A 26,098-nucleotide genomic window follows, 5' to 3' on the forward strand; every position below is an offset into this window, starting at 1 on the left:
GTCCAATCTCTCAGCGGTCGTGGCCCGGGTCGAGCACCTGCGCGAGGTGCAGGCCGGGGCGGGTGGGGTCGAGCTGGTCCACTTGCCTTGCGCAGGAGAATCCGTCGGTGAGCACCGCGGCATCGCGGTCGGTTCCGCGCAGGGCCGGGGCCAGCGCGTTCTCGGCGACCTGCATGCTGACCTCGTAGTGCTCGGCTTCGAAGCCGAAGTTCCCCGCCACGCCGCAGCATCCGGTGGCGTCGACGACCTCGCCGACCCCGGCGGCCCGGAGCGCGGTGCGCTGGGCGGCGGCGCCGAACACCGAGTGCTCGTGGCAGTGCGTCTGCAGCACGGCCTTCTCCGGTGGCCGCGCCGGGGACGGCGTCCAGCCTCCGGCGACGCGGTCGGCGAGGTGGGTGGCGAAGCTGCGCACGCGCCGGGCGACGCGGCGGGCCTGGTCGGTGTGGACGAGTTCGGGCAGGTCCTTGCGCAGCGCGGCGGCGCAGCTGGGTTCGACGACGACGATCGGCCGGTCGGTGCCGTCGTCGAGAGCGGCCGCGGCTTCGGCGAGCTTGCGCTTGGCGGTGCCGAGCTGGCCGGTGGAGATCCAGGTCAGGCCGCAGCAGGCGTCGGCCGAGCAGGCCACGGACTCTCCCGCGTCACCCAGAACCCGGGCGGCGGCACCGGCGACCTCGGGCCGGAAGCCGCGGGTGAAGGTGTCCACGAACAGCACCACCGAACCCTCGGCACCGGCGTCGGGGACCTCTCGCCGCCACTCCCCCGCGCCGGCGAAGCGCGGCAGCGCGCGTCGGGTGGTGAGCCCGCCCGCTGCTGAAATCGCCTTGCCCAGGCGGCTTCCGAGCACGGCGTTGACGGCGCCGGACAGTCGGCCGGTGAGCTTGAGCCAGCGCGGCAGCCAGCCCAGCGTGTAGTGCGAGCGCGGACGGAGGCGTCGGCGGTAGTAGTGGTCGTAGAACTCCGACTTGTAGGTGGCCATGTCGACCCCGGCCGGGCAGTCGGTGGCGCAGGCCTTGCACGACAGGCACAGGTCCAGCACCTCCCGCGCCTCCTCGGACCGCCAGCCCTGCTCGACGGTGCGGGCACCCCGCACGACTTCCTGCAGCACGCGGGCCCGCCCGCGCGTGGAGTCCTTCTCGTCGCGGGTGGCGCGGTAGCTCGGGCACATCACGCCACCGCCGTCGGCACGGCACCGGCCGACCCCGATGCAGCCCTGCACGGCGTGCACCCACGGGTCGCGGCCGGAGGTCGGGTTCAGCTCGAAGCTGGTGCGCCACTCGCGTTCGGGCACCCCGGCGAGGGCGAGGTGGGCGTCGATCGGGTCGGGGTCGGTCATCGATCCGGGGTTGAGGATGCCGACGGTGTCCCAGATGCGGCGGGATTCGGCGAAGGCGGCCATCACCTCCGGCGAGTACATGATCGACAGCAGCTCGGACCGGGCGCGTCCGTCGCCGTGCTCACCGGACAGCGATCCGCCGTGGCGCACGACGAGTTCCGCGGCCTGGCGGGTGAACTCCCGGAACACCGCCCGCCCCTGTTCGCTGCGCAGGTCGTAGGTGATGCGGATGTGCATGCACCCGGCCCCGAAGTGCCCGTACATGACCCCGGTGAGCCCGTGCGAGTCGAGCAGCTCGCGCAGGTCGGCCAGGTAGTCGGCCAGCCGCTCCGGCGCGACGGCGGCGTCCTCCCAGCCCGGCCACGACTCCCCACCCGAGGCCAGCCGCGACGACAGCCCGGCGCCGTCCTCCCGGACTCGCCACAGCGACGCCCGCTCAGCGGGGTCGGCGGCCTTGCGCCCCTGCACGAGCCGACCGTTCTCCGCGAGCCGCTCCAGCAGCCGGTCGGCCTGGGCGCTGACCGAGTCCGGGTCGTCCCCGTCGAGGTCGACGAACAGCCACGCCTCCCCGTCGGGCAGCCCCAGCACGGCGTCCGGGCCACGCCGATGGCGCATGGTGGCCACGATGGCGGCGTCGGTTCCCTCGACGGCGGCCGGGGAGAACTCCAGGATCGTGGTGACGTCGCGAGCCGCGTCGACGACGTCGCGGTAACCGAGGCAGACCAGCAGCGCGCTGGCCGGTTTCGGCACCAGCTTCATCCGCGCCCCCACCACCACGGCCCACGTCCCCTCGGTACCCACGACGGCGCGGGCGATGTTGAACTTCCGCTCGGGAAGCAGGTTTTCGAGGTGGTATCCGGAGACCTGGCGGGGGATGCGGCCGAGTTCGAGCCGCAGCGCGCTCAGGTGCTCCGCGGCCAAGCCGGCCAGTGACGCGGTCAGGTCCTCGGCCCGCGCGGCCGAGACCGCGTCGGCGGGGTCGGTGGCGCGCAGACCCGTCTCGGTGGCGGTCAACCGCGCGCCGTCGGAGGTGACGAGGTCGATCTCGGCGACGTGATCGGAGGTGCGGCCGTAGCGCACGGAGTGGTTGCCGCACGCGTCGTTGCCGATCGCACCGCCGACGGTGGCGCGGTTCTTCGACGACGGGTCCGGCGCGAACGTCCGCCGCCCGCCGGTGGCGCGTTCCACCGCGGCCGACAGGTCGGCGAGCACGACACCGGGTTCGACGTCGACCGTCCCGGTCTCCTCGTCGATGGCCCGCACCCGGTTCATGTACCGCGAGAAGTCCAGCACCAACCCGGGGCCCACGGCGTTGCCCGCCATCGAGGTTCCGCCGCCCCGAGCGATGATCGGCGTCCCGGTGTCGCGGCACACCCCCACGGCGGCCACGACGTCATCGGGAGTCCGGGGAAACACCACGGCCACGGGCACGACGCGGTAGTTCGAAGCGTCGTAGGCGTACTCGGCACGCCGCCGCGTCGAAGCGTCGGCCTGCACCCCCACCTCGGCGAGCGCGCTCAGCAGCGAGGTGGGATCCACGGCGGTCTCGATCATGACCCAGGATTCTCCCTCCCCCAACGCCTCCGGCCCACCCCAACACGCGCCCGCGTGTCGGGCCCGCCCGCCACGAGAACCCGATCGCCCTCGCGGGCGAGCGAAACCGCAGGACGTTCCAGGGCTCTCGAATTTCGAGAATCCTTCTGGCGAAAGACTTTCGCAGACATCTTGCGAGCGCCCGTTCGCACAGCCTAACGTTCTCCTACGTTGAGCAGCGTTGCTCATTTAATGAGAATACAGGGAGTGCGCGATGCCCCCTACGGATGTCCCACCGCAGGCCGACCCTCCGCTCACCGGGTTCCGCGTTCTGGAGCTCGGCAACTTCATCGCCGCGCCGTTCGCGAGCCGGATCTTCGCCGACTTCGGCGCGGAGGTCATCAAGATCGAACGCCCCGGCACCGGTGATGAGCTGCGCGGGTGGCGGCGCGGTCGCGGTGCCACCTCGATGATGTTCCGCACCATCGCCCGCAACAAGAAGTCCCTCACCCTCGACCTGCGCACCGCCGAAGGCCGCGACCTCGTCCTCGACCTGGTCCGCGAATCCGACGTCGTCATCGAGAACTTCCGGCCCGGGACGCTGGAGCGCTGGGGCCTCGGCCCCGACGAGCTCAACGCCGCCAACCCCGAGGTCGTGCTGGTGCGCATCTCCGGGTACGGCCAGACCGGGCCATACCGGGACCGCGCCGGTTTCGGCGGGGTCGCCGAGGCGTTCGCCGGCCTCCGCCAGGTCACCGGGCACGCCGATCGGCCGCCGGTGCGCCCGGCCGCACCGATCGGCGACGCCCTGGCCGGTCTCTACGGCGCGATCAGCGCGTTGATGCTGCTGCTGGCCCGCGCCACCGGCCGCCCGCACGACGGCCCCCGGGTCGCGGACGTGGCGCTCTACGAAGCCGTGTTCATGGCGATGGAGTCGCTCGTGCCCGACATGGACGCCTACGGCATGGTCCGCCGGCGGACCGCGGGCAACCTGCCCGGCGTCGTGCCCAGCGGCGTCTACCCCACCTCCGACGGGCAGTCGGTGATGATCGCGGGCAACTCCAGCGGAGCGTTCACCAGGCTGATGACCGCCATCGGCCGCACCGACCTCGCCGAAGACCCCTCGCTGGCCGACGGCGACGCCCGGCACGCCCGCGAGACCGAGCTCGACGCCGCGATCACCGACTGGACCACCCGCCGCACCGCACCCGAATCGGTCGACGTGCTCAGCGCTGCGGGCGTTCCGATCGGACCGGTCTACGACGCCGCCGCCATCGCCGACGACCCGCACTTCGCCGAGCGCGGCATGCTGCGACCGCTCAAGGTCTCCGTCGAGACCGAGCCCGAGGAGATCCGCTTCCCCGGAGTCGTCCCGCAGGTCCCCGGCGCTCCCGGGGACGTGCGCTGGGCCGGGCCCGAGCTGGGCCAGCACACCGACGACGTCCTCCACGAGGTGCTCGGCCTGACCGCCTCCCAGGTCGCCGACCTGCGCGAGCGAGGTGTCCTGTGATGAGCCGGGACGTGCAGATCACCGACGTCGTGATGCGCGACGGGCTGCAGGACGAGCCCGCGGTGGTGTCGGTGCCCGATCGGCTGCGGATCGCCGACGCCCTGGTGGCCGCCGGGATCACCCGCGTCGAGGCCGCGTCGTTCGTCAACCCGGCCCGGGTGCCTCAGATGTCCGGCGCCGAGGAGCTCGTCGCCGGATTGCCGCACCCGCCCGGCGTTCGGTGGAGCGCGCTGGCGCTCAACCGGCGCGGCGTGGATCGAGCGGTGGCAGCCGGGGTGCCCGAGGTGTGCCTGGTCGTCTCCGCAGCCGAGGGGCACAGCCGCGCCAACGCGGGACGCGGCGTGCGGGAGGCCCTGGCCGACCTCGCCGAGGTGGTCGAGGACAACCCGCACGTGCGCTTCACCGGCGGGGTGGCCACCGCGTTCGTCTGCCCCTTCGACGGGGAGGTCACCCCGCAGCGGCTCACCGAGGTCGCCACCGCCTACGCCGACATCGGCATCACCCGGCTCGGTCTGGCCGACACGCTCGGCACCGCCGACCCCCAGCACGTCGGGCGGTCGGTCGGGGCGGTCCGGGACGCCCTGCCTGAGGCCACGATCGGACTGCACCTGCACAACGCCCTGGGCCAGGCCCTGCGCACCGTCGATCTCGCCCTGGACCTGGGCATCACCCGCTTCGACGCCGCGGCGGGCGGTTACGGCGGGTGCCCGTTCGCGCCGGGGGCGCACGGCAACATCGCCACCGAAACCCTCGTCGAGCACCTGCACCGACGCGGGGTCGCCACCGGAATCGACGCGTCCCTGCTCGCCGACGCGGTGGCGGTCGTGGAGGACGCGCTGCACCGAGGCAGCCCGACGTCCTGAACCCGGCCGCCCCCGGGCGGCGCACCACCCCTCCTGCGAGCCGCAGGCGTTCCGTGACACCTCCGACCGGCCAACGGCGGCCGGTTCCCTTGGGAGACAACGATGTCCACCATCCCCAGCAGCGAACCCCAGTCCAGACCGATCTCCGCTCCCACCCCGGTCCTGCTCCGCGGACCGGAGCTGGCCGGCCTTCCCCCGCTGGTCCACCTGGCCGGTGCCGCGATCCTGCTCGCCGCCGCGCTGACCGACCACCTGCCGACCTCGCTGCTGTCCGGGTTCGCCGTCACGATGCTCGTCGGCGGTCTGCTGATGTGGGTCGGCAAGCAGGTCCCGGTGCTGCGCGACTACGGCCTGCCCACCGTCCTGTGCACGTTCGTTCCCGCGATCCTGCTGTTCGCGGGCGTGTTCCCGCAGGTCGCGGCGGAGGTCGTCGCCGGGTTCGTGGAGGACGGCGGGTTCCTGGACTTCCTGGTCATCACCATCATCGCCGGCAGCGTCCTGGGCATGCCGCGAGCGCTGCTGCTCAAGGCCGGTCCGCGCTTCGCCGTCCCGCTGCTGGGTTGTCTGGCGCTGACGTTCGTGATCACCGGGGCGCTCGGCGCCCTGCTGGGATTCGGCTTCGCGCAGGGCGTTCTGCTCGTCGCAGCACCGATCATGGCCGGTGGCCTGGGGATCGGTGCGGTGCCGATGTCGGAGATGTACGCCGGGGCGACCGGTGGCAGCCCGGATTCCTTCATGGGCCAGCTGATGTCGGCGGTGGTGGTCGCCAACATCCTCTGCATCGCCATCGCCGGCGTCTACAACGGACTCGGACGACGCGAGAAGCAGTTGTTCGTCGGCTTCGACGGCCGCGGCCAGCTGATGCGCGTCCAGCGCCGCGACATCACCATCGACACCGCCCCCACCCGCGACAGCGCCACCTACGCCGCCCTCGGCCAGGGCCTGCTCATCGCCGGGCTGCTGTTCGTGTTCGGCGAGCTCATGGGCGGCCTGCTGCCGTTCCTCCACCCCTACGCCTGGACGATCATCGCCGCCGCGATCGTCAAGATCGCCGGTCTGCTGCCCCACCACCTGGAGGAGGCCAGCACCAACTGGGGCGCGATGGCCACCACCCTGTTCGTGCCAGCGCTGCTGGTCGCGGTCAGCCTCACCTACATCGACATCGGCGACGTCCTCACCGCGCTCAGCAGTCCGCTTTTCCTGGTCCTGACCGCGGCGACGGTGCTCAGCGCGACGCTGACCTCCGGCGTCCTGGGCTGGCTCGTGCGGTTCTACTTCGTCGAGGCCGCGATCACCCCGGGGCTCGTCATGGCCGACACCGGCGGCAGCGGCGACGTCGCCGTGCTCTCGGCGGCCGACCGGATGCACCTGATGCCCTTCGCGGCTCTGACCAACCGGCTCGGCGGCGCGGTCGTGCTCTTCGCGACGTCCCTGCTCGCACCCCTGCTGTCGCTGACATGACGACCAGCGGAGGACGAGCCGGGGATCGGACCTACCCTGGGACGGTGCCGACCGATCCACTCGCCGGAGCCGAACCGAGCCCGGTCATCCGCTCGACCGGCGTCGGGGTCCTGGACCGCGTCGTCGCCGTCCTCGACGCCGTCGAGCTCCGCCGCATGACCGCCTCCGAACTCGCCCGCCACCTGGGCCTGTCGGTCCCGACCGCGCACCGGCTGGTCGGATCGATGCTCGCGCACTCCCTGCTCAGCAGGGACGACGACGGCGGGCTCCGCCTCGGCGCCCGCTTCTCGATGCCGTCGCTGGAGCAGTTCGGCAAGCCCGTCCTCACCGACCTGCGTCAGAAGACCGGTGAGACCGCGCAGATCTGGGTCCGCCGAGGCGAGCACCGCCTGTGCCTGGCCAGCGTCGACTCCCCCGCGGAACTGCGGGCCTCGGTGCCCGTCGGCACGCTCCTGCCGCTCGCGGCAGGGGGCTCGGCAGCCCGCGTCCTCACCGAACCCACCCCCGCGCAGGGCTGGGTGGAGAGCGTCTCGCGCCGAACCCCCGGCCTGTGCTCGGTCAGCGCCCCGATCCAACACCCCACCGGGGAGATGGTCGCCGCCCTCTGCCTCTCCGCGCCGGTGATCCGAGTCGACGAATCCGGCCCCGGAGCCGCCTACGGCGACCTGATCGTCTCCGCCGCGGCCCAACTCTCGGACTCCCTCCGCAACGCCTGACAACGCGACTCGGGCAACCGGATCTCATCCGATATCCGGTTGCGCCCGAAGCTAGTCTTCCCCTGAGATCGGCACCTCGCGGCCGGTCGGGCCGCTGAGAGCTGGGGGGCAAGTGCCGAGGCAGAATCGCCAGGTCGTCCTGCGGGCACGACCCGCGCACCGCATCGACGCCGACACCTTCGCCCTGCGCACGGAACCGGTGCCCGCTCTCGCCGATGGCGAGGCCCTGATCGGTGTCCGCTGGCTCGGCATCGACGCCACCCAGCGCACGTGGCTCAACCCGGACGCGACCTACACCGACCCGGTCGCGGTCAGCGCGGTCATGCGCGGCAGCGGCGTCGGTCAGGTTCTGGAGTCCCGAGATCCCCGGCTGCCGGAGGGGCAGTGGGTGTACGGCGACCTCGGCTGGCAGGAGTACGCGATCGCGCGCGGCGAAGGGATCTTCGGGGTCAACCCGGTGCCGCCGGGCATCGAGCCCAAGCACATGCTGTCGGTGTTCGGCACCAACGGGTTGACCGCCCACATCGGGATCACCCGCGTGCTGGGCCTCTCCGGCGGCGAGGCGGTTCTGGTCACCGGGGCGGCCGGAGGTGTCGGCTCGTTGGCCGGCCAGATCGCCCGGTTGAGGGGTGCGCGGGTCATCGGCACCGCAGGCACCGCGGAGAAGGTGCGCTGGGTGACCGACGTGGCGGGTTTCGACTGCGTGAACTACCACGACGACGTCCACGCGGCGCTGCGCACCTTCGCCCCCTCGGGGTTGTCGGCGGTCTTCGACAACGTCGGAGGACCGCTGCTGGAGACAGCCCTCGACAACCTCGCCCTCGGCGCGCGCGTCGCGCTGTGCGGTTCGATCTCCTCCGGCTACACCGCCGCAGGTTACGGGCGCGGTCCCGCGAACTACATGCAGCTGGCGTTCCGCCGCGCGCGCATGGAGGGTTTCGTCTTCTTCGACCACGTCGCCGATTTCCCGTCCGCCCTCCGGGAGCTCGCCGGTTGGGTCGCCGACGGGAAGCTCGTGTGGAACGAGACCATCACCACCGGACTGCACCGCGCCCCGGCCGCGCTGCAAGGTCTCTTCGACGGGACGAACCTGGGCAAGCAGCTCATCGCACTCCCCGAGGCCCCCTAGTTCACTGACCGACGAGAAACCGTCCTGGTCGCCGACGGAACACCAGTGAACGAAGCGCTCGGCATCGAGCGTGTGGGTGCCTCAGCCTCCGCCGAGCCCGCGCAGCACCGTGATCGTGGGTGGGGAAGTTTTCATGAAAACTTCCCCACCCACGATCAGGCCGAGCCTCCGCCGCGGAGGTCGCGGGGTTCGGGGCCGTTGTAGTCCGGGAGGAGGGGTCGTGGGATGGGGCCCTTGATGCGGGTTCCGGAGGACTTCTCCTCCCAGGCGTGGGAGAGGACGCCGACGCTGCGGGCGAGGACGAACAGGCCGCGTCCGAGTTCCGGTGGGAACCCGAGCTCGCTGTAGACGATGGCGGTGGCGCCGTCGATGTTCATCGGGACCGGGCGGCTGCGGCCTCGGGCGAGCGCGCGTTCCAGGGCCGTGCCCGCGCGCAACGCCCAGCCCGGCACGTCCCCGTCGGCCACGGCCTGCTCGACCATGCTCACCAACGGGTCCCGGCGCGGGTCGCGCGGGTGGAACCGGTGACCGAAGCCGGGGATGCGCGCGCCCGACGCCCGGTGATCGGCCACGACCTTCTCGGCGGCCTCGTCGAGGTCCGCACCGGTTTCGCCCAGCTCTGCCAGCAGTTCCATGCACTGCTGCCCCGCTCCCCCGTGGACGTCGCCGAGTAGGTTGACGCCGGTGGCCACGGCGTTGTTGAGGCCGACCCCGCAGGTGGCGGACATCCGGGCTGCCGCGATGGACGGCGCTTGCGGTCCGTGGTCGACCGCCGAGACCAGCGCCGCCTCCAGCAACCGGCGCTGACCGAGCTCGGGCAGGTCACCGCGCAGCATCAGCCAGATCGTGTCCACGAAGGACACCTCGCCGATGAGCTGCTCGACGGGGTATCCGCGCAGCAGGATCTCACCCGGCCGGATGCGGCTGACGCCGGTTCGCCACCACCCCGTGACCGCGTCCTCGTACTCCTGGGTGGTGCTGAAGGCGGGGGTGCTCATACCGCTCCTCCCTCGCGCAGCGAGGTGATCTCCTCGGCGCTGTAACCGAGTTCGGCCAGCAGTTCGTCGGTGTGCTCGCCCAGGGTCGGCGGCGGGGTCGCGGGACCGGCCGCTTCCCCGGCCACGCGCACGGGGCTGCCGAGCACGCGCAGCCCGCGGTCCGGGTGCTCCGGGAACGGCAGGTCGTGGATGAAGTTCCGGGCGGCGACCTGCTCGTTGCCGAGCGCCTCGGGCACGGTGAGCACGCAGGCGGCCGGAACCCCGGCCTCGGCGAGCGCGGGTTCCCATTCCTTCGCCGAGCGCGCCGCCAGCGCCTTCTCCAGTTCGTCGGTGAGCTCCTGGCGGTGGGCCTTGCGGTCCCCGCGCTCGGCGAAGCGCGGGTCGGCGGCCAGTTCGGGGCGCTCGACCACGCGGCACAGGGCGGCGAACTGGCGCTGCTCGTTGGCGGCGATGTTGAGCAGTCCGTCCCCGGTGCTGAAGGTGCCGGACGGGGCGGCGGTGAAGTTGTCGTTGCCGACGCGCTTCGGCTCCTGCCCGGCGATCAGCTGGTTGGACACCACCCAGCCCATCGCCGTCATCGCCGATTCCAGCATCGACACGTCCAGGTGCACGCCCTCGCCGGTGCGGTCGCGCTGGACCAGCGCGGCGGCGATGGAGAACGCCGCGGCCATCCCGCCGAGCGTGTCGGCCACCGGGTACCCGGCGCGCAGCGGACCGGACTCGGCGGTGCCGGTCACGCTCATCATCCCGGACAGCCCCTGGACGATCTGGTCGTAGGCGGGCCTGTCGCGCAGCGGCCCTTCCTGCCCGAAACCGGAGATCGCGCAGTAGACCAGGCGAGGATTGGCCTCCCGCAGGCGTTCCCATCCCACGCCGAGCCGGTCCAGCACGCCCGGCCGGAAGTTCTCGACGAGCACGTCGGCCTCGGCGGCGCTGCGCAGCAGCACCTCGCGTCCGCGCGGGGACTTCAGGTTGACCGTCAGCGAGCGCTTGCCCGCGTTCTGCGCGAGGAACGACGCGCCGAGCCGCTCCTGGTTCAGCCCCGGATCGGCGCCCAGCTGGCGGGCGAGATCACCGGCACCGGGGATCTCGACCTTGACGACGTCGGCCCCCAGGTTGCCCAGCTGGTAGGCCGCGAACGGGCCGGCCAGCACGTTGGTCAGGTCCAGGACCCGGACGCCTTCCAGCAGGTTCCCGGGTCCCGAGGGACGTGGGCTCACGAACGACCTCCGATGAAGTTCAGCTTGGACAACTGCTCCGCCGCGTGGACCAGGACGGGCAGGAACTCGCTCACCCGGTCCTGGGTGAACCGGCTGGTGGGTCCGCCGAGCCCGACAGCGGCGACGACTCGCCCGGCCGAGTCGGTGACCGGGGCGGCGACGGCGGAGACACCGTCCTCGCGTTCGCCGTGGCTGACGGCCCAGCCCTGCTCCTCGGCCCGGCGCACGCGCTCGGCGAACTCCGCCTCGAACTCGGTTCCCCGTCCGGCCGCCGCTGCCACGCCGCGCACCGCTTCCGGGGCGGCGCCGATCAGCAGCGCGTGCCCGGACGCACCGGCCCACAGCGGCATGGCCTCGCCGATGCGCACGACGTGCCGCAACTGCTGGGTTCCCTCGTGCTGGGCGACGCAGAGGCGGTTGACGCCTTGCCGGACGTAGATCCGGGACGACTCGCCGCCGGACTCGGTGGACAACCGGCGCAGGCACTCCACCGCTTCGGGCGGGAGCTGCCAGGCGTCGTGGGCCAGCTGCGCCCAGCGCAGCATGCCCGCGCCCGGCGCCAGGCGGCCGTCGCCGCGAGTCCACAGCAGACCCCGCTGCTCCAGGGTCGACACCAGCCGCACGACCGTGGACTTGGGCAGTCCCGTGGCGTCGATCAGCTCCCGCGCGGTGCGCGAGCGGTGGTTCTCGTCGAAGAGCGCCAGCAGGTCCAACGCCCGCAGCACGCTGCGAACACCGTCACCGCTCTCGCTCGAACTCTGCGGCATCTGCGTCCTCCCAGAGGTTTTCGGCCGAGCACGTCTCCCCCAACCCTACCCGGTTAGTGCCATCTGTCGGTACCTCGGTACCGACAGATGGCACTCGAATTACGCGTTCACCGGCTCGGACCCCTCGGTCTCGCGGGTCTCCCGCGCCACGGCGACGGTGACTACCGTGATCGCGCACGTCGCCAGCAGGAAGATCACGACTCCGATGATGTTGTGGTCGAACCACAGCAGCAGCGCGCTCGCCAGCACCGGGGCCAACCCACCGGTGAGCACGGTGCCGATGTTGTTGGCGACCCCGACCGCGGTGAAGCGCACCTTGGTGCTGAACAGCTCCGCGAAGAACGCCGGCTGCGAACCCAGCACCGCCGACTGCCCGATGCCGAGGGTGATCAGCAGCGCCAGCCACACCAGCCACGCGATCTCGGTGTCGACCATGAGGAAGAACGGGTAGCAGGCGACCGCCATGACCAGCGCACCCAGGATGCTCACCGGTCGGCGGCCCCACCGGTCCGACAGCGCCCCGAACAGCGGGACCGAGACGAGCTTGACCGCCGAGACGAACATGACGCCGGTCAGCACCGGCCCGGTCGACAGCCCCGCGTCCTCGGCGTAGGCGACGGAGAACGTGCCGAACACGTAGTACCCGCAGTTCTCGGCCGCACCCGCGCAGATGACGATGAGCATCTCCTTGGGGTACTTGCGCCAGGACTCCACGAAGCGGCTCTGCGCCAACCGCTCCCGCCACGGGCGCCGCGCGACGTGCCGACCTTCGCCTTCAGCTGCCTGACGCCGCTGCTCCCGCTTGAACTCCTCGGGCTCCTCCAGCGACCGGCGCACCCAGAGCCCGAACAGCGTCAGCACCGCGCTGATCAGGAACGGAACGCGCCAGCCCCAGTCGAGGAAGGCCTGCTCGGACAGGGTGGAGGACGCCAGCGCCATCGCACCCGTGGACAGCAGCGAACCGGCGCCGGTGCCGATGGCCGGCAGGCTGGCCTGCAACCCCCGGGAGCGGGTGGGCGCGTTCTCGAACATCAGCACCAGCGCGCCGGTCTTCTCCCCGCCCGCGGCGAAGCCCTGCACGAAGCGCAGCACGGTCAGCAGCAGCGGTGCGGCGAACCCGATCGACGCGTAGGTCGGCAGCAGACCGATCGCGGTGGTCGCGACGCCCATCAGCAGCAGCGTGATCACCAGGACGTGCTTGCGCCCCTTGCGGTCTCCCAGCTCGCCGAAGTAGGCGCCGCCGAGCGGTCGCCCGAGGAACCCGATGGCGAACGTCCCGAAGGCGGCGATCGTGCCGACCAGCGGATCCCCACCGGGGAAGTACAACTTGTTGAACACCAGCGACGCCGCGGTCGCGTACAACGCGAAGTCGTACCACTCGACGGTCGTGCCGAGGACCCCGGCCGCGAAAACCCGCGGCTGGAACGCAGACCCGCGTCTGCTCGGTGCACCCATAGCGACTCCCTTGTCACCTGATCGTACCGCCTGGTGGTACGACTGTGTCATTAGGCGGACGGAGAGTACGGTGCGCCCCCGGGCCTGACAAGACCCGGAGACGAATCGGGGCCGACTCCGCGCAGGAGTCGGCCCCGATTCGGCGGGATGGGGTCAGGTCGTCACGGGTTCCTTCTCGGTTCCCTCTTCGCGCTGCTGGTCGGCCACCAGCGGGGGTTGGGGGTTGTTGGTGCCGAAGTCCTCCCGGAGCCATCTCGCGAGGGAGATGGCGACGAGGACGAGGACGAAGATGAGCGGGAAGGCCGTGATGATGGACAGGGTTTGCAGGGCTTCCAGGCCGCCGGTGTACATCAGGATCACCGAGACCGCGGCGAGGACGATCGCCCAGAAGACGCGGTGCCAGCGGGCCGGTTCGGCGTCCTGCGGCAGGTCCTTCGACGCCGTGGCGGCCATCGTGTAGGCCGAGGAGTCCAGGGTCGTCGCCAGGAAGACCACCATCAGCAGCAGGAACGCCACCACCGCGAACGAGCCGAAGGGCAGGTGGGCGAGGGTGGCGATGATGCCGGCCGTGTCGCCCTGGTCCTGCACGATGTCGGCCACCGGGACGATCTTGTTGATCTCCATCCACAGCGACGTGTTGCCCAGCAGCATGAACGCCAGCCAGCACCCGGCACTGCCGGCCAGGCACATCGCGCCGATCATGCCCCGGACCGTGCGCCCCTTGGAGATCTTCGCGGTGAACAGGCCGACGAACGGGGCGTAGGCGATCCACCAGCCCCAGTAGAAGATCGTCCAGGTCTCCTCGAAGCCCGACCGGCCCACCGGGTCGGTGTAGAAGCTCATCTCGACGAAGTTCTGCAGCAGGATGCCGAAGCTCTGGGTGAACGTGTCGATGAGGAACACCGTCGGGCCCACGACCAGGATGAACACGCCGAGCACGAGCGCCAGCCACACGTTGACGTCGGCGAGGCGCTTGAGGCCCTTCTGCATGCCCAGGAACACGCTCACCCCGAACAGCGCCGTCCACACCACGACGATGCCGATGTCGAGCGGCGTGCCCTTCTCCAGCGGGGTCATCGCGGCGATGCCCTCGGACACCAGCGGGACCTCCAGGCCCAGCGAAGTTCCCGCGGCACCGATCAGACCGAAGATGAACAGCACGTCGATGAGCCGGCCCAGCCAGCCGTCGGCCCGGTCACCGATGACCCCGCGGCAGGCGTCGCTGAGCCGCAGGGTGCGCTGCTTGCGCACGTGGTAGACGTAGGCCAGGGCCAGCGCCGGTAAGCAGAACAGGCCCCACGCGGTGAAACCCCAGTGGAACAGCGGGTAGGCCGCGGCCCAGTCGGCGGCCTCGGTGCTGCGGGGCTGGATGTGCATCGGCGGTTCGACGTAGTAGTAGGACCACTCGATGACGCCCCAGTAGATGATCCCGCCCCCGATGCCGGAGGTGAAGATCATGGCCAGCCAGCTGTGCGTGGCGAACTCTGGCTTGTCGTCGCGTCCGCCGAACTTCACCCGGCCGTAGCGGCTGAACGCCAGCCACCCGAGGAAGGCCGCGACCGCGGCGGCGAACCAGAGATACACCCATCCGAACTTCCCGGTGAGCACGCCGAGCAGCGCGTCGAGGGCCTGCTGACCGCGTTCCGGGGCGATCATCACCGGAACGCAGATGAGGGCCACGAGCAGCACCGAGAAACCGAAGATCCGTCTGTCGATTCGAACTTTTCCGCCTGTCGCAGGGATGACGGAAGCACCTCCACAGTGTCGGGGCCGGCTCGCACCGGCCGTGCAGCGTCTCGTCGGCGTCCGCGCCGGAGCGGTCCGCGGCGTTGCCGCGGGCGGGCAGCGGAGCCGAACTGCGTTGCGATTCTACTGATGAGTCAGTTGCGCAATGGCGTACACCTTGAAGCTGCCCTCGCGGATCGTCAAGACCCAATCTGCATCTGCGCAGGTAATTGGCTTTCCTTTGCCCGCAACCGGCGGCCGCAGGCGTCGATGCAGCGTTGCGATGAACCCCGACCGTTGCGATAGTCGCAATGCACTGTTAGCGTGTGAGTCGTGGAGGACACGGAGTCGGCGCTGCGCGACCGAGTGCGCGAGGTGCTGCGAGGGCACCCGGGCAGCCAGCGGGCGTTCGCCGAGCAGATCGGCCTGGACGCCACCAAGCTGTCCAAGTCCCTGGCCGGCACCCGGCGGTTCACCCCCGCCGAGCTCACCCGCATCGCCGAGACCGGCAACGTCACGGTCAACTGGCTGATCAACGGCAGCGACGAGGCCGAAACGGTCGCCGCCGTTCCGCAGCGCTCCGCCGCGCTCTCCCGCACCGCCGACGCGCAGGAAGCCGGACGGCACCAGCAGATCCTCGACGCCGCCTGGCACCTCATCGCCGAACGCGGGTACCACTCCGTGCGCGTCTCCGACGTCGCCCAGGAGTGCGGGGTCAGCGCGGCCACCATCCACTACCACTTCCCCGGTCGCGACGACCTGCTCACCGAAGCGCTCCGGCACTCGGTGCGCCAGGCCTTCGACCGGCAGGTCGCCGAGCTGCACAGCATCGACGACGCCCACGACCGCCTGCTCCGGCTCGTCGAGCTCCAGCTGCCCAAACCCGGGCTGCTGCGGCTGGAGTGGTCCATCTGGTTGCAGGTGTGGAACGAGAGCGCCCGCAACCCGAAGATGGGTGTGCTGCACTCGGATTCCTACACCCGCTGGCACGACACCATCGCCCGCACCATCCGCGAGGGCCAGCAGCAGGGCGTGTTCGTCGCCGACGCCGACCCCGAGGACCTCGCCCTGTCGCTGACAGCGCTCATCGACGGCCTCGGCATCCAGGTCCTCACCGACCGACCCGGCCGCTCCGTCGAGCGCATGCGCCAGGTCCTGCACGACTACGTCAACCGCGACATCGTCCAGCACTGACCCGCACTCACCCGAATTCCCGCAGTCGTCGGCACGCCCGTGTCCGGCGCGCTGCGCGCTGCCCGGAAAACCCCTGGAAAACCTGGTGGTTCGAGAAAGGAATCGCGTTGAACAACGAAGTGATCATCACCGCGGCGCTCACCGGCGCCGGTGACACCGTCGGCAAGAGCGAGCACGTGCCGGTGACCCCGGAGCAGATCGCCCGCTCGGCCGTGGAAGCCGCCAACGCCGGGGCTGCCGTCGTGCACATCCACGTGCGGAACATCGACGACGGCAAGGGTTCTCGCGACGTCGCGCTGTACCGGGAGACGGTGCGGCGGATCCGCGAGTCCGGTGTGGACGTCGTCATCAACCTCACCGCGGGCATGGGCGGCGACCTGTTCATCGACCCCGACGACCCGCTCAAGCCGGTCGACGGAACCGACCTGGTCAACGGCCTGGAGCGGCTGCCGCACGTCGAGGAGCTGCTGCCGGACATCTGCACGATGGACTGCGGTTCGCTGAACTTCGGCGAGGGCAGCCAGCTCTACATCTCCACCCCCGACATGCTGCGCGCCGGCGCCAAGCGCATCCAGGAGCTCGGCGTGAAGCCGGAGCTGGAGATCTTCGACACCGGTCAGCTGTGGTTCGCCACGAAGATGATCGAGGAAGGCCTCATCGACGCCCCGCCGCTGTTCCAGCTGTGCATGGGCATCCCCTACGGCGCACCCGTCGACCCGGGCGTGCTGCAGGCGATGGTGAACATGCTGCCGGAGGGCGCGAACTGGGCCAGCTTCGCCATCGGCCGCAACCAGATGCCCTGGGTCGCGCAGTCGGCGATCCTCGGCGGCCAGGTCCGCGTCGGGCTGGAGGACAACCTCTACCTCAGCCGCGGTGTGAAGGCCACCAACGCCCAGCTGGTGGAGCGCGCGGTGACGATCGTCGAAGCGCTGGGCGCCAACGTCGCCACGCCGGACCAGGCGCGCGAGAAGCTCGGCCTGAAGCGGAGGTCCTGACATGACCCCATCCCCGATGAGCCAGTCCACGATCGCTCCGGCCGAGGTCGGCCACGTCGCCTGCATCGGCGCCGGTGTCATCGGCGGCGGCTGGGTCGCGCACTTCCTGGCGCGCGGCTACCGGGTCACCGCCTGGGACCCGGCCGACGACGCGGCCGAGAAGCTGCACCGGCTGGTCGAGCTCGCCTGGCCCGCCCTGACCGAGCTGGGTCTCGCCGAGGGCGCGTCCCGCGACAACCTCACCGTCGTCGACACCCTCGAGAACGCCGTCGCCGGAGCGGAGTTCGTGCAGGAGAGCGCTCCCGAGGACCTGGACCTCAAGCGCGACCTTCTCGCCCGGATCGACGCCGCCACCCCGGCCGGTGTGGTGATCAGCTCGTCCACCTCGGGCTTCACCATGACCGAGATGCAGGACCGCTGCCCCACCCCGCAGCGCCTGGTCGTCGGCCACCCGTTCAACCCGCCCTACCTCATCCCGCTGGTCGAGGTCGTCGGCGGCGAGAGCACCGAGGACTGGGCGGTGCGCTGGGCCTCGGAGTTCTTCGAGGTCGCGGGCAAGTCGGTGATCACGATGGACCGCGAGGTCCCCGGGTTCATCGCCAACCGGCTGCAGGAGGCGATCTGGCGCGAGGCGCTGCACATGGTCGCCAACGGCGAAGCGACGGTGGAGCAGATCGACGCCTCCATCACCGAGGGACCGGGGCTGCGCTGGCCGCTGTTCGGCCCGTGCCTGACCTTCCACCTCGCCGGTGGTGAGGGCGGCATGGCGCACATGCTCGACCACTTCGGCCCGTCGCTGAAGGCGCCGTGGACCCGCCTGGAAGCACCGGAACTGACCGGCGAGCTGCGCGACCGCATGGTCGACGGCTGCGAGGAGGCGTCCGGCGGCCGGCCCATCCCGGAGCTCGTCGCCGAGCGGGACCAGGCGGTCATCGCCGTCATGCGCGCGATGCAGCAGGTCCGGGGGACGCGATGAGCGAAGGCGAGTTCCGGCAGAAGGTCCGGCCGGAGTGGATCGACTACAACGGCCACCTCAGCGAGGCCTACTACGTGCTGGTGTTCGGCTTCGCCACCGACGCGCTCATGGAGCGCACCGGCATGGACGAGGCCTACCGCACCGCGTCCGGGTGTTCGCTCTACACCGTCGAGGCGCACGTCAAGTACCTGCGCGAGGTCGGTCCGGACGCCGAGATGCTGGTGCGGACCAGCATCGTCGAGCGCGGCGCGAAGAAGCTGCGGATCGCCCACGAGATGATCGTGGACGGCACCGTGGTCGCCACCGAGGAGATCGTCGCTCTGCACGTCGACAGCGCGCAGGGTCGTTCGGTGCCCTTCCCCGACCACATCGCCGCGCAGCTGGACAGCTGAGGGTGCGCCCGGTGTCGTTCTCAGCACCGGGCGCACCACTTCAGGCCCGCCGGGTTCCGGTGACCGCCGTGCGGGGCAGGCGTCCCGCGCGGGAGTGACCGGTGAGCTCGTCGCCGGTGACGATGACGTCGAAGTCGAGGTCCAGGCGCAGCGGCCGGGTCACCGACTGCCGCCAGGTGACGCGCTGGCCGTCGACGACGACGTCCACGAGCGCGACGGTTTCGTCCCGGGACGTGGCGGTTCCGGTGAAACCATCCGCGGTTCCGGTGAACTCGTAGGTCGCGGCGAGGGTGCCGATCGGCGTCTTGAGCTCGACGTCCCAGATCCCGGTGATCATGCGTGCTCCCGTTCGGCGTTCGGCGACAGCCACGCGGTTCCGCGGCGCTCGTGGGCGAAGAGCTCTTCGACGGCGTGGGCGACGTGCGAGCCGTACCGGCGTTGCAGCAGGTGCAGGCCGAGGTCCAGCCCGGAGGTCACCGAGCCGGACGAGACGAGGTCACCGTCGTCGACGACGCGGGCGTGCACGGCGTGGACCCCGGTGGCGTCGAGCAGGTCCATGCCGAGCGCGTGCGTGACCGCGTGGCGGCCTTCGAGGAGTCCGGCCATGGCCAGCGCCAGCGACCCGCCGCACACGGTCGCCACGGTCACCTCCGGGTTGGCCAGCGCGCGGGCGAGCAGCGGGGCGGCCGCGCTGGTGCTGAACCTGTTGAGCAGCACGGGAATCGTGTCCACGCCGTTGTCGGGGTCGCCGTCGATCGGGCCGGAAGCGCCCGGCACGACGACGAATCCGGGCAGGTCCGGGTCGAGGGAGGCGGTGGCTTCCAGGGCCATGCCGCGGGTTCCCGACACGACTCGCCGGGGTCCTTCGGCGGAGACGAACTCGATGTGCAGGCCGTCGCCGGCCTCGTCACCGCCAGCGGCGAGGACCTCGAACGGAGCGATCGCGTCGAGCGGGTCGAACCCGTCGAACAGCACGACCTGGGCGGACAGGGGCATCAGCGGGGCTCCTCGGGCTCGTTCCGGCGCTCTCGCCGGGGTCGGCACCATCGTCGGGTCGGCTCGACCGCGCCCACCACCGTCTTAACGCCAACCTTCACCCGGATCTCGCCACCGTCCTGCGGCAGGACCGTGAACTGGGATGTTGTGGCTACAGTCGGCTCATGCACACCGTCGCCGCGCTCGCGCTGCCGGACACGATCGCCTTCGATCTGGCCACGCCGATCGAGGTGTTCCGCCGGGCCAGGATGCCCGACGGGCGCGCCGCCTACCGCGTCGTCGTGTGCGGCACCGAGCCACTGCTGGAGGCCGGGCCGATCCGCATCGCCACCGATCACGGTCTCGACGAGCTCGCCCGCGCGGACACGATCGTCGTGCCCGGGCGCCACGACATCACCGTGCCGACGCCGCCGGACGCGCTGGAATCCCTGCGCGTCGCGGCGGCGGCCGGGACGCGGGTCGCCTCGATCTGCGTCGGCGCCTTCACCCTCGCCGAAGCGGGACTGCTCGACGGCCGCCCCGCCACCACGCACTGGGCCGCCTCGGACCTCCTGGCGCAGCGGTACCCGCGGGTCGACGTCGATCCGCAGGTCCTCTACGTCGACGACGGCCCGGTCCTGACCTCGGCGGGCGCCTCAGCCGGACTCGACCTGTGCCTGCACATGATCCGCCGCGATCACGGCACCGCCGTCGCGGCCGATGCCGCACGCCTGGCGGTGGCCCCGCTGCACCGCGACGGCGGCCAAGCCCAGTTCATCGTCCACAACCCGCCGGACCTGGCGCCCGCGACTCTCGAACCGCTGCTGGGCTGGATCGAGGAGCACGCCCACGAGCCCCTCACCCTCGCCGACCTGGCCACCGCGGGCCGGATGAGCACCCGCAGCCTGCACCGGCGCTTCCACGCCGAAACCGGCCAGAGCCCCGTCGAATGGCTCACCCGAGTCCGGGTCCGCCACGCCCAGGAGCTCCTCGAAACCACTGATCACGCGGTGGAAACCATCTCCGACCGCGTCGGTTTCGCCAGCCCCAACACCTTCCGAACCCACTTCCGCCGCCTCGCCGGCGTCAACCCCCGCACCTACAGAACCACTTTCCGCAACGGCGGCTGAGCAGCGCGGAAGAGCGCAGGGCAGCGGACAGTTCTAGTGAGAACTGTCCGGACACAACGGACATTGATCATGGGTGATTCGAGGAAAAACCGTCCCCTGCCCACCACGATCACCACCGGTGCGCCCGGATCAGCCGGCGTTGCACCTGGGGTGGGGTCAGACGGTGATGATGGTGACCTCGGGGAGGCAGCGGAACGGGGCGAGGTCGGTTTCGCCCGCGTTGGTGTCGGTGACCAGCGTCCAGCGCGACGGCAGCGGGGCCCAGGCGTTGAACGGCATGGCGCCGAGCTTGCTGCTGTCGGCGAGGATGAAGACCTCGCGGGACTGGGCGATCATCTGCTCCTTGAGACGGGTCTGCAGCAGGCTCGCCTCGCAGATGCCGTACCGGGAGTCCAGCCCGTCGGCGCCGAGGAACGCCTTGTCGGCGGTCAGCCGCGACAGCGTCAGCTCGGCCAGCGGACCGACGAAGCCCTGGCTGATGTGCCGCAGCTCCCCGGCCAGCGACACCACCTGCACCGGATCGGCGTCGACCAGCTCGGTCAGCGCCATGACGCTGTTGGTGACCACCGTCAGCCCGGAGCGGTCGCGCAGGTGGTGGGCGAGCTTGCCGGTCGTGGTCCCCGCGTCGAGGATCACCGTGTCCCCGATGGAGACCTGCCCGGCCGCCCACTCGGCGATGCGGTCCTTCTCCGCCGAGGCCAGCGCGGAGCGCTGCCCCAGCGAGGGCTCGGCGCTGCTGGCGGGCATCGCCCCGCCGTAGGTGCGCGCGAGCTTGCCCTGGTCGGTCAGCAGCTGCAGGTCGCGCCGGATCGTCGAGGGCGTGACGGCCAGCGACGCCGCCAGCTCCTCGACCTGGACCGCGCCCTGCTCGGTCACCAACCGCTCTATCAACGCCCGGCGCTGCCCTGCCGAGAGGCGTCCTTCGACTTCCGCGCTCACGCCGCGATCCTCCCAGAACCGGATCAAGGCTTTCCGGCCAGTGCCGACGCCTGGCGCAGCGCCTCGATCATGCTGCCCGCCTCGGCCCGGCCGGTACCGGCGATGTCGAAGGCCGTGCCGTGGTCGACCGAGGTCCGGATGACCGGCAGGCCCACCGTGATGTTCACCCCGGCCTCCAGGCCGAGGATCTTCACCGGGCCGTGGCCCTGGTCGTGGTACATCGCCACGACCAGGTCGAAATCGCCTCGCCCGGCCCGGAAGAACACCGTGTCGGCGGGCAGCGGACCCTGGGCGTCGATGCCGTCGGCGCGGCAGATCTCCAAAGCCGGGTCGATCTTCGACTCCTCCTCGCCGCGCCCGAACAGGCCGTTCTCCCCGGCGTGCGGGTTGATCCCGCACACCGCGATGCGCGGCGCGGCGATCCCGGCGTCGACCATCGTCCGGTGCCCGCGCCGCACGGTGCGCTCGACCAGGCCGGGATCGATCCGCTCGATGGCGTCGACGAGCCCGATGTGCGTGGTCACGTGGATGACCCGCACCTGACCGGTGGACAGCATCATCGACACCTCCGGCACCCCGCACAGCTCGGCGAGCAGTTCGGTGTGCCCGGGATAGCGGTGCCCGGCGGCGTGCAGCGCCGCCTTGTTCAGCGGCGCGGTGCAGATCGCCTGCACCTGCCCGGCCAGCGCCAGCTCCGCCGCCCGGGCCACGTACCGGTAGGCGCCCTCCCCCGCGATCTCCGACCGCTCGCCGAACGGCAGGCCCGGCGGGATGCCGCCGACGTCGAGCACGTCGATCACGCCCGGGTCGCCGGAAGCCTCGGCGGGCTCGGCGACCGGTTTGATCCGCACGTCGACGCCGCAGATCTCGGCGGCGCGGGCCAGCCGCGCCGCGTCGCCGATCACCACCGGCCGGGCCAGGCCGCGCAGCTCGGGTTCGGCGAGCGCGCGCACGACCACCTCGGGCCCGACACCGGCGGCGTCGCCCATCGTGACGGCGATGGCGGGAAGGGTCACGCGACGGCCCTTCCGCAGCGCACCGCGGAGACCGCGCGGTGCAGGGTGTCCGGCGCGCCGAACGCACCGGCCTTGGTGATGACGTAGCCGGGCTGCTTCTCGATGGTGCGGCCCAGCACCACGCCGGGTTCGAGCTCGTTGAGCAGCCGCAGACCGCTGACGCCGCGCCGGGTCAGCACGGCCCGCGCGGTCTCGCCGCCGGTGAGCACCAGCAGTCCGGCTTTCTGCGCGGCCGGGGCGCAGACCTCGGCCAGGCTGGCGGTGAGCTGGCGCGCGTGCCCGGCCTCCACCGGCCCGTCGACGGTGACCAGCACGTCGCCCCCGCACAGCGCGTCGTTGATCTGGTCGGCCAGCCGCACGAGCGCGGCCGGATCGGCCTCGACGAGGGTGCGCGCCGAGAGCCGCCGGGTGTGCCCGAAGCGCTCGGCGAGGTGATCGGCCTGCTGGCGGGAGGCCCAGTTGGCGCTGCCGACCACGGCCAGCACCGGCCCGTCGACCGGCGGCGGCGGTTCGATGTCGTAGCCCGGCCGCAGCAGTTCGGCCAGCGCGTCGGCCAGCCCGTTGGCACCGACCCAGTGCGGCGGGTTCTCGGCCGCGGCGCCCGCGGTGACCACGGCGCGCAGGTCGCTCTCGGACACCGCATCGCAGATGACCACCTCGGCCTCGGTGAGCAGCTGGGCGACGCGTTCGCGCAGCTGCGCGGGCCTGCCGCGCACCGAAGCCAGCGCCACGTGGCGGACTTTCAGCCCGTCGAGCGCGGACGCGATGTCCACCGGCGATTCTCCGGGTTCGTTCTTCCACACACCCGTGTGGTGCAAGGGTATTCCGTTGATGTGCACCACTCCGCCGAGCACGGTGCGGCCGGTCGCCGGCGATGCCGGGCACAGCAGCACCCCCGCTCCCCCGGCGTGCTCGACGATCGCGCCGACCTCGGAGGCGACGTTGCCGCGCAGCGTGGAGTCGATCTTCTTGAAGACCACCCGCCCCTGCGCGTGCCCGTCGAGGGCCTCGTGCACGCGCTTGGCGGCGAGATCGGGTTCGATGTGCCTGCTGTCGGTGTCGGCCACGAACACTTCGGCGTCGCCGGTGTCGTCCAACGCCAGCAGGGTGCGCATTTCGCGCAATGCGAAGGGAACTCCGGAATCACCGGCACCGCTGAGGTCATCGGCTACGACCAGGACTCGCGATCCCATGATCACCTGCTCTTCTGCTCGCCGGAACACCCAACGAGCACCCCCCGTCGGGCTTGGTCCAACCATAGAGATCACTGCGCGAACCGCGCAATAGTCCTCTCCAGTGAGTGCACAGTGCGCAACATGCTGCGCGCCCCCGGAGTTCAGTCCGCTTCGGCGCCCATTCCCGCAGGTAGGTGTTCGGAGAGCAGGTCGAGCAGGCGGTCGGCGTCGACCGGTTTGGTGAGGTACTCGGTGGCTCCGGCGGAGATGCTCTGCTCGCGATCGCCCTTCATCGCCTTGGCGGTGACGGCGATGATCGTCAGATCCCGGTAGCGCGGCATCTCCCGGATCATGCGGATGGTCTCGTTCCCGTCCAGCTGCGGCATCATCACGTCCATCAGCACGATCACGACGTCGGCGTGCTTGCGCAGCTCGGTCAGCGCGGACAGGGCGCTGTCGGCCTGCACGACCTGCAGGCCGTGCTGCTCCAGCAGCACCTTCATGGCCTGCACGCTGCGCTCGTCGTCGTCGACGACCAGCACCTTCTCGGAGTGGAACTGCAGCGACCCGCGCTGGGCGGGCTGGGCGGAGCGCTGCAGGTGCGGCTGGGTGTCCTGGTTGATCAGCTCGGTCGAGCGCAGCGGCGGATCGATGCCCTCGGCCGAGACGTCGAAGCTGGTCTCGGCGTCGGTGGGAACGCGTGGCAGCGGCGGGGGCTCGACCCGTCCGGCGTCAACCGGTTCCGCGTCGACCGTTCGCGCGTCGACCGCTTCCGCGTCCATCGTTCCCGCGTCCACCGGCTCGGTGGCGGCCCCTTCGACCTCGGCCGGTGCCGGACCCCGCGCGGGAGCTTCCTCGATCGGCTCGGTCGGCAGGTAGAGGCTGAACGTGCTGCCCTGCCCGGGTTCGCTGCGCACCTGCAGCTCACCGCCGAGCAGGTCGGTGAGCTCGCGGCTGATCGACAGGCCGAGCCCGGTGCCGCCGTACTTGCGCACGGTGGTGCCGTCGACCTGCTGGAACGCCTCGAAGATCAGCGACAGCTTGTCGGCCGGGATGCCGATGCCGGTGTCGCGCACCGAGAACACCACGCGCTGGCGGGCGCGCCGCAGGGATCCGCTGGTGACCTCGGTCGGCTGGGCGGGCCGGATGCGCAGCTCGACGCTGCCGCGATCGGTGAACTTCACCGCGTTGGACAGCAGGTTGCGCACGATCTGCTCGAGCCGGCTGCGGTCGGTGCGCACGCTCGGCGGCAACGACGGCGAGACCACGATCTTGAAGTCCAGCCCCTTCTCGGCGGCCACCGGCCGGTACATCGAGTCCAGGCTCCGCGACACCTCGCCGATCTCGACGTCCTCCGGCAGCAGGTGCATCTGCCCCGCCTCCACCTTGGACAGGTCGAGCACGTCGTTGATCAGCTGCAGCAGGTCCGAGCCCGCCTGGTGCACGGTCCGGGCCAGGTCCACCTGCTGCGGGGTGAGGTTGCCGTCCATGTTGTCGGCCAGCAGCTTGGCCAGGATCAGCACGCTGTTGAGCGGTGTGCGCAGCTCGTGGGACATGTTGGCCAGGAACTCCGACTTGTAGGCGGAGGCGTCCGAGAGCTGCCGGGCGCGTTCCTCCAGCTCCTGGCGGGCCTGCTCGATCTCGATGTTCTTGAGCTCGATGTCGTTGTTGCGGCTGGCCAGCAGCGTGGCCTTCTCCTCCAGCTCGGTGTTGGAGCGCTGCAGCTCGTCCTGCTGGTGCTGGAGCTGCTCGGAACGGGCCTGCAGCTCGCTGGCCAGGTGCTGGGACTCGGCCAGCAGCGCCTCGGTCCGGCTGTTGACCACGATGGTGTTGACCTCGACGCCGATCGACTCCTTGAGCCGGTCCAGCAGGTCCAGGTGCGCCGCGCCGAACGGGTGTATCCCGGCGAGTTCGAGCACGCCGAGCACCGATCCCTCGAACAGCACCGGCACGATCGCCACCTGCGCCGGCGCGCTGTCGCCGAGCCCGGACCCGATCCGGATGTAATCCGGCGGCGCGTCGTCGACGAGGATCGACCGGCGGTCCACGGCCGCCTGCCCTACCAGCGACTCGCCGAAGGCGAACCGCTGCGGCGAATCGCTGTCGGGCGGGCAGCCGTACCCGGCGGTGTGCTCCAGGTAGCGGCGGCCGTCGTCGCCGGTGCGCGTCAGGTAGAACGCCCCTTGCTGGGCCGCCACCAGCGGCGCCAGCTCAGACATGATCAGCTGCGCGAGCGCGTCGAGGTCGTGCTGCCCCTGCATCAGCGCCGAGACCCGGGCCAGGTTGGTCTTGAGCCAGTCCTGCTCCTGGTTGGCCCGGGTCGTCTCCTTCAGGTTGCTGATCATCGCGTTGATGTTGTCCTTGAGCTCGGCGACCTCACCGGAGGCGTCCACGGTGATCTGCCTAGTCAGGTCGCCCTCGGTGACCGCGGTGGCGACCTGGGCGATGGCCCGGACCTGCGTGGTGAGGTTGCCGGCGAGCCGGTTGACGCTCTCGGTCAGCCGCTGCCACGTGCCGGAGACGTCGGCGACCTCGGCCTGCCCGCCGAGCTTGCCCTCGGTGCCGACCTCCCGCGCCACCCGCGTCACCTCGGCGG

At 71.2% G+C, this 26,098-nt stretch carries 22 protein-coding genes; 10 read left to right on the forward strand and 12 right to left on the reverse strand.

What is annotated here, in order from left to right; all coding sequences use genetic code 11:
- Positions 1-10: 10 nt before the first annotated feature.
- Entirely contained in the window at positions 11-2,887 is a 2,877-nt protein-coding gene (locus tag QFW96_RS29245) for an FAD-binding and (Fe-S)-binding domain-containing protein (RefSeq protein ID WP_281458979.1), read from the reverse strand.
- 253 nt (positions 2,888-3,140) lie between these two features.
- On the opposite strand from QFW96_RS29245, the gene QFW96_RS29250 reads away from it, so the two are divergent.
- From QFW96_RS29250 to QFW96_RS29270, 5 genes are all read left to right on the forward strand, one after another.
- Positions 3,141-4,376, forward strand: coding sequence for a CaiB/BaiF CoA transferase family protein (locus tag QFW96_RS29250; RefSeq protein WP_281458980.1), 1,236 nt, complete (start codon positions 3,141-3,143; stop codon positions 4,374-4,376).
- Positions 4,376-5,239, forward strand: coding sequence for a hydroxymethylglutaryl-CoA lyase (locus QFW96_RS29255; protein WP_281458981.1), 864 nt, complete (start codon positions 4,376-4,378; stop codon positions 5,237-5,239). Before QFW96_RS29250 ends, QFW96_RS29255 begins: the two co-directional genes overlap by 1 nt.
- 102 nt (positions 5,240-5,341) lie before the next feature.
- On the forward strand, positions 5,342-6,700 hold the full coding sequence (locus tag QFW96_RS29260) for a 2-hydroxycarboxylate transporter family protein (protein WP_281458982.1): 1,359 nt from the start codon (positions 5,342-5,344) through the stop codon (positions 6,698-6,700).
- A gap of 44 nt (positions 6,701-6,744) precedes the next feature.
- The gene (locus QFW96_RS29265; RefSeq protein ID WP_281458983.1) at positions 6,745-7,416 is read left to right on the forward strand and encodes an IclR family transcriptional regulator; all 672 of its coding nucleotides are present in this window, start codon (positions 6,745-6,747) and stop codon (positions 7,414-7,416) included.
- Between the two features lie 112 nt (positions 7,417-7,528).
- Entirely contained in the window at positions 7,529-8,545 is a 1,017-nt protein-coding gene (locus QFW96_RS29270; protein ID WP_281458984.1) for an NADP-dependent oxidoreductase, read from the forward strand.
- 155 nt (positions 8,546-8,700) lie between these two features.
- Here the strand turns inward: QFW96_RS29270 and QFW96_RS29275 are convergent, their stop codons facing one another.
- The 5 genes from QFW96_RS29275 to QFW96_RS29295 form a co-directional block, all read right to left on the reverse strand.
- A complete protein-coding gene (locus QFW96_RS29275) occupies positions 8,701-9,543 on the reverse strand; it encodes a citryl-CoA lyase (RefSeq protein WP_281458985.1) in 843 nt (280 codons plus the stop codon).
- Positions 9,540-10,763, reverse strand: coding sequence for a CaiB/BaiF CoA transferase family protein (locus QFW96_RS29280; protein WP_281458986.1), 1,224 nt, complete (start codon positions 10,761-10,763; stop codon positions 9,540-9,542). Before QFW96_RS29280 ends, QFW96_RS29275 begins: the two co-directional genes overlap by 4 nt.
- The gene (locus tag QFW96_RS29285; RefSeq protein WP_281458987.1) at positions 10,760-11,530 is read right to left on the reverse strand and encodes an IclR family transcriptional regulator; all 771 of its coding nucleotides are present in this window, start codon (positions 11,528-11,530) and stop codon (positions 10,760-10,762) included. Before QFW96_RS29285 ends, QFW96_RS29280 begins: the two co-directional genes overlap by 4 nt.
- A gap of 99 nt (positions 11,531-11,629) precedes the next feature.
- Positions 11,630-12,985, reverse strand: coding sequence for an MFS transporter (locus QFW96_RS29290; RefSeq protein ID WP_281458988.1), 1,356 nt, complete (start codon positions 12,983-12,985; stop codon positions 11,630-11,632).
- A 153-nt stretch (positions 12,986-13,138) separates the two neighbouring features.
- A complete protein-coding gene (locus QFW96_RS29295; RefSeq protein ID WP_343231416.1) occupies positions 13,139-14,728 on the reverse strand; it encodes a BCCT family transporter in 1,590 nt (529 codons plus the stop codon).
- A gap of 315 nt (positions 14,729-15,043) precedes the next feature.
- On the opposite strand from QFW96_RS29295, the gene QFW96_RS29300 reads away from it, so the two are divergent.
- The 4 genes from QFW96_RS29300 (at position 15,044) to QFW96_RS29315 (ending at position 18,267) form a co-directional block, all read left to right on the forward strand.
- Positions 15,044-15,904 (forward strand): TetR/AcrR family transcriptional regulator, encoded by an 861-nt coding sequence (locus QFW96_RS29300; protein ID WP_281458989.1) that lies wholly within the window; start codon positions 15,044-15,046, stop codon positions 15,902-15,904.
- A 107-nt stretch (positions 15,905-16,011) separates the two neighbouring features.
- Positions 16,012-16,899: a beta-keto acid cleavage family enzyme gene (locus QFW96_RS29305; protein ID WP_281458990.1), complete on the forward strand. Its 888-nt coding sequence runs from the start codon at positions 16,012-16,014 to the stop codon at positions 16,897-16,899.
- A gap of 16 nt (positions 16,900-16,915) precedes the next feature.
- Entirely contained in the window at positions 16,916-17,875 is a 960-nt protein-coding gene (locus tag QFW96_RS29310; RefSeq protein WP_281458999.1) for a 3-hydroxyacyl-CoA dehydrogenase NAD-binding domain-containing protein, read from the forward strand.
- Positions 17,872-18,267, forward strand: a complete 396-nt coding sequence (locus QFW96_RS29315; protein WP_281458991.1) for a thioesterase family protein — start codon at positions 17,872-17,874, stop codon at positions 18,265-18,267. Before QFW96_RS29310 ends, QFW96_RS29315 begins: the two co-directional genes overlap by 4 nt.
- 40 nt (positions 18,268-18,307) lie before the next feature.
- Here the strand turns inward: QFW96_RS29315 and QFW96_RS29320 are convergent, their stop codons facing one another.
- Positions 18,308-18,604 carry a hypothetical protein gene (locus QFW96_RS29320; RefSeq protein WP_281458992.1) on the reverse strand — a complete coding sequence of 99 codons (297 nt, stop codon included), beginning with the start codon at positions 18,602-18,604 and terminating at the stop codon, positions 18,308-18,310.
- Positions 18,601-19,263, reverse strand: coding sequence for a DJ-1/PfpI family protein (locus QFW96_RS29325; RefSeq protein ID WP_343231415.1), 663 nt, complete (start codon positions 19,261-19,263; stop codon positions 18,601-18,603). Before QFW96_RS29325 ends, QFW96_RS29320 begins: the two co-directional genes overlap by 4 nt.
- A 164-nt stretch (positions 19,264-19,427) precedes the next feature.
- On the opposite strand from QFW96_RS29325, the gene QFW96_RS29330 reads away from it, so the two are divergent.
- On the forward strand, positions 19,428-20,372 hold the full coding sequence (locus tag QFW96_RS29330; RefSeq protein ID WP_281458993.1) for a GlxA family transcriptional regulator: 945 nt from the start codon (positions 19,428-19,430) through the stop codon (positions 20,370-20,372).
- A gap of 156 nt (positions 20,373-20,528) precedes the next feature.
- Here QFW96_RS29330 and QFW96_RS29335 read toward each other — a convergent pair whose 3' ends face one another.
- From QFW96_RS29335 to QFW96_RS29350, 4 genes are all read right to left on the reverse strand, one after another.
- Complete coding sequence (locus QFW96_RS29335) at positions 20,529-21,311, reverse strand: DeoR/GlpR family DNA-binding transcription regulator (RefSeq protein ID WP_281458994.1); 783 nt, start codon at positions 21,309-21,311, stop codon at positions 20,529-20,531.
- A gap of 23 nt (positions 21,312-21,334) precedes the next feature.
- The gene (pdxA, locus tag QFW96_RS29340) at positions 21,335-22,327 is read right to left on the reverse strand and encodes a 4-hydroxythreonine-4-phosphate dehydrogenase PdxA (RefSeq protein WP_281458995.1); all 993 of its coding nucleotides are present in this window, start codon (positions 22,325-22,327) and stop codon (positions 21,335-21,337) included.
- A complete protein-coding gene (locus QFW96_RS29345; RefSeq protein ID WP_281458996.1) occupies positions 22,324-23,520 on the reverse strand; it encodes a four-carbon acid sugar kinase family protein in 1,197 nt (398 codons plus the stop codon). Before QFW96_RS29345 ends, pdxA begins: the two co-directional genes overlap by 4 nt.
- A gap of 143 nt (positions 23,521-23,663) precedes the next feature.
- Positions 23,664-26,098, reverse strand: a 2,435-nt coding sequence (locus QFW96_RS29350; protein ID WP_281458997.1) for an ATP-binding protein, incomplete at its 5' end; no start/stop codon positions are given.

Source organism: Saccharopolyspora ipomoeae (assembly GCF_029952525.1).
Taxonomy (GTDB): Bacteria; Actinomycetota; Actinomycetes; order Mycobacteriales; family Pseudonocardiaceae; genus Saccharopolyspora; species Saccharopolyspora ipomoeae.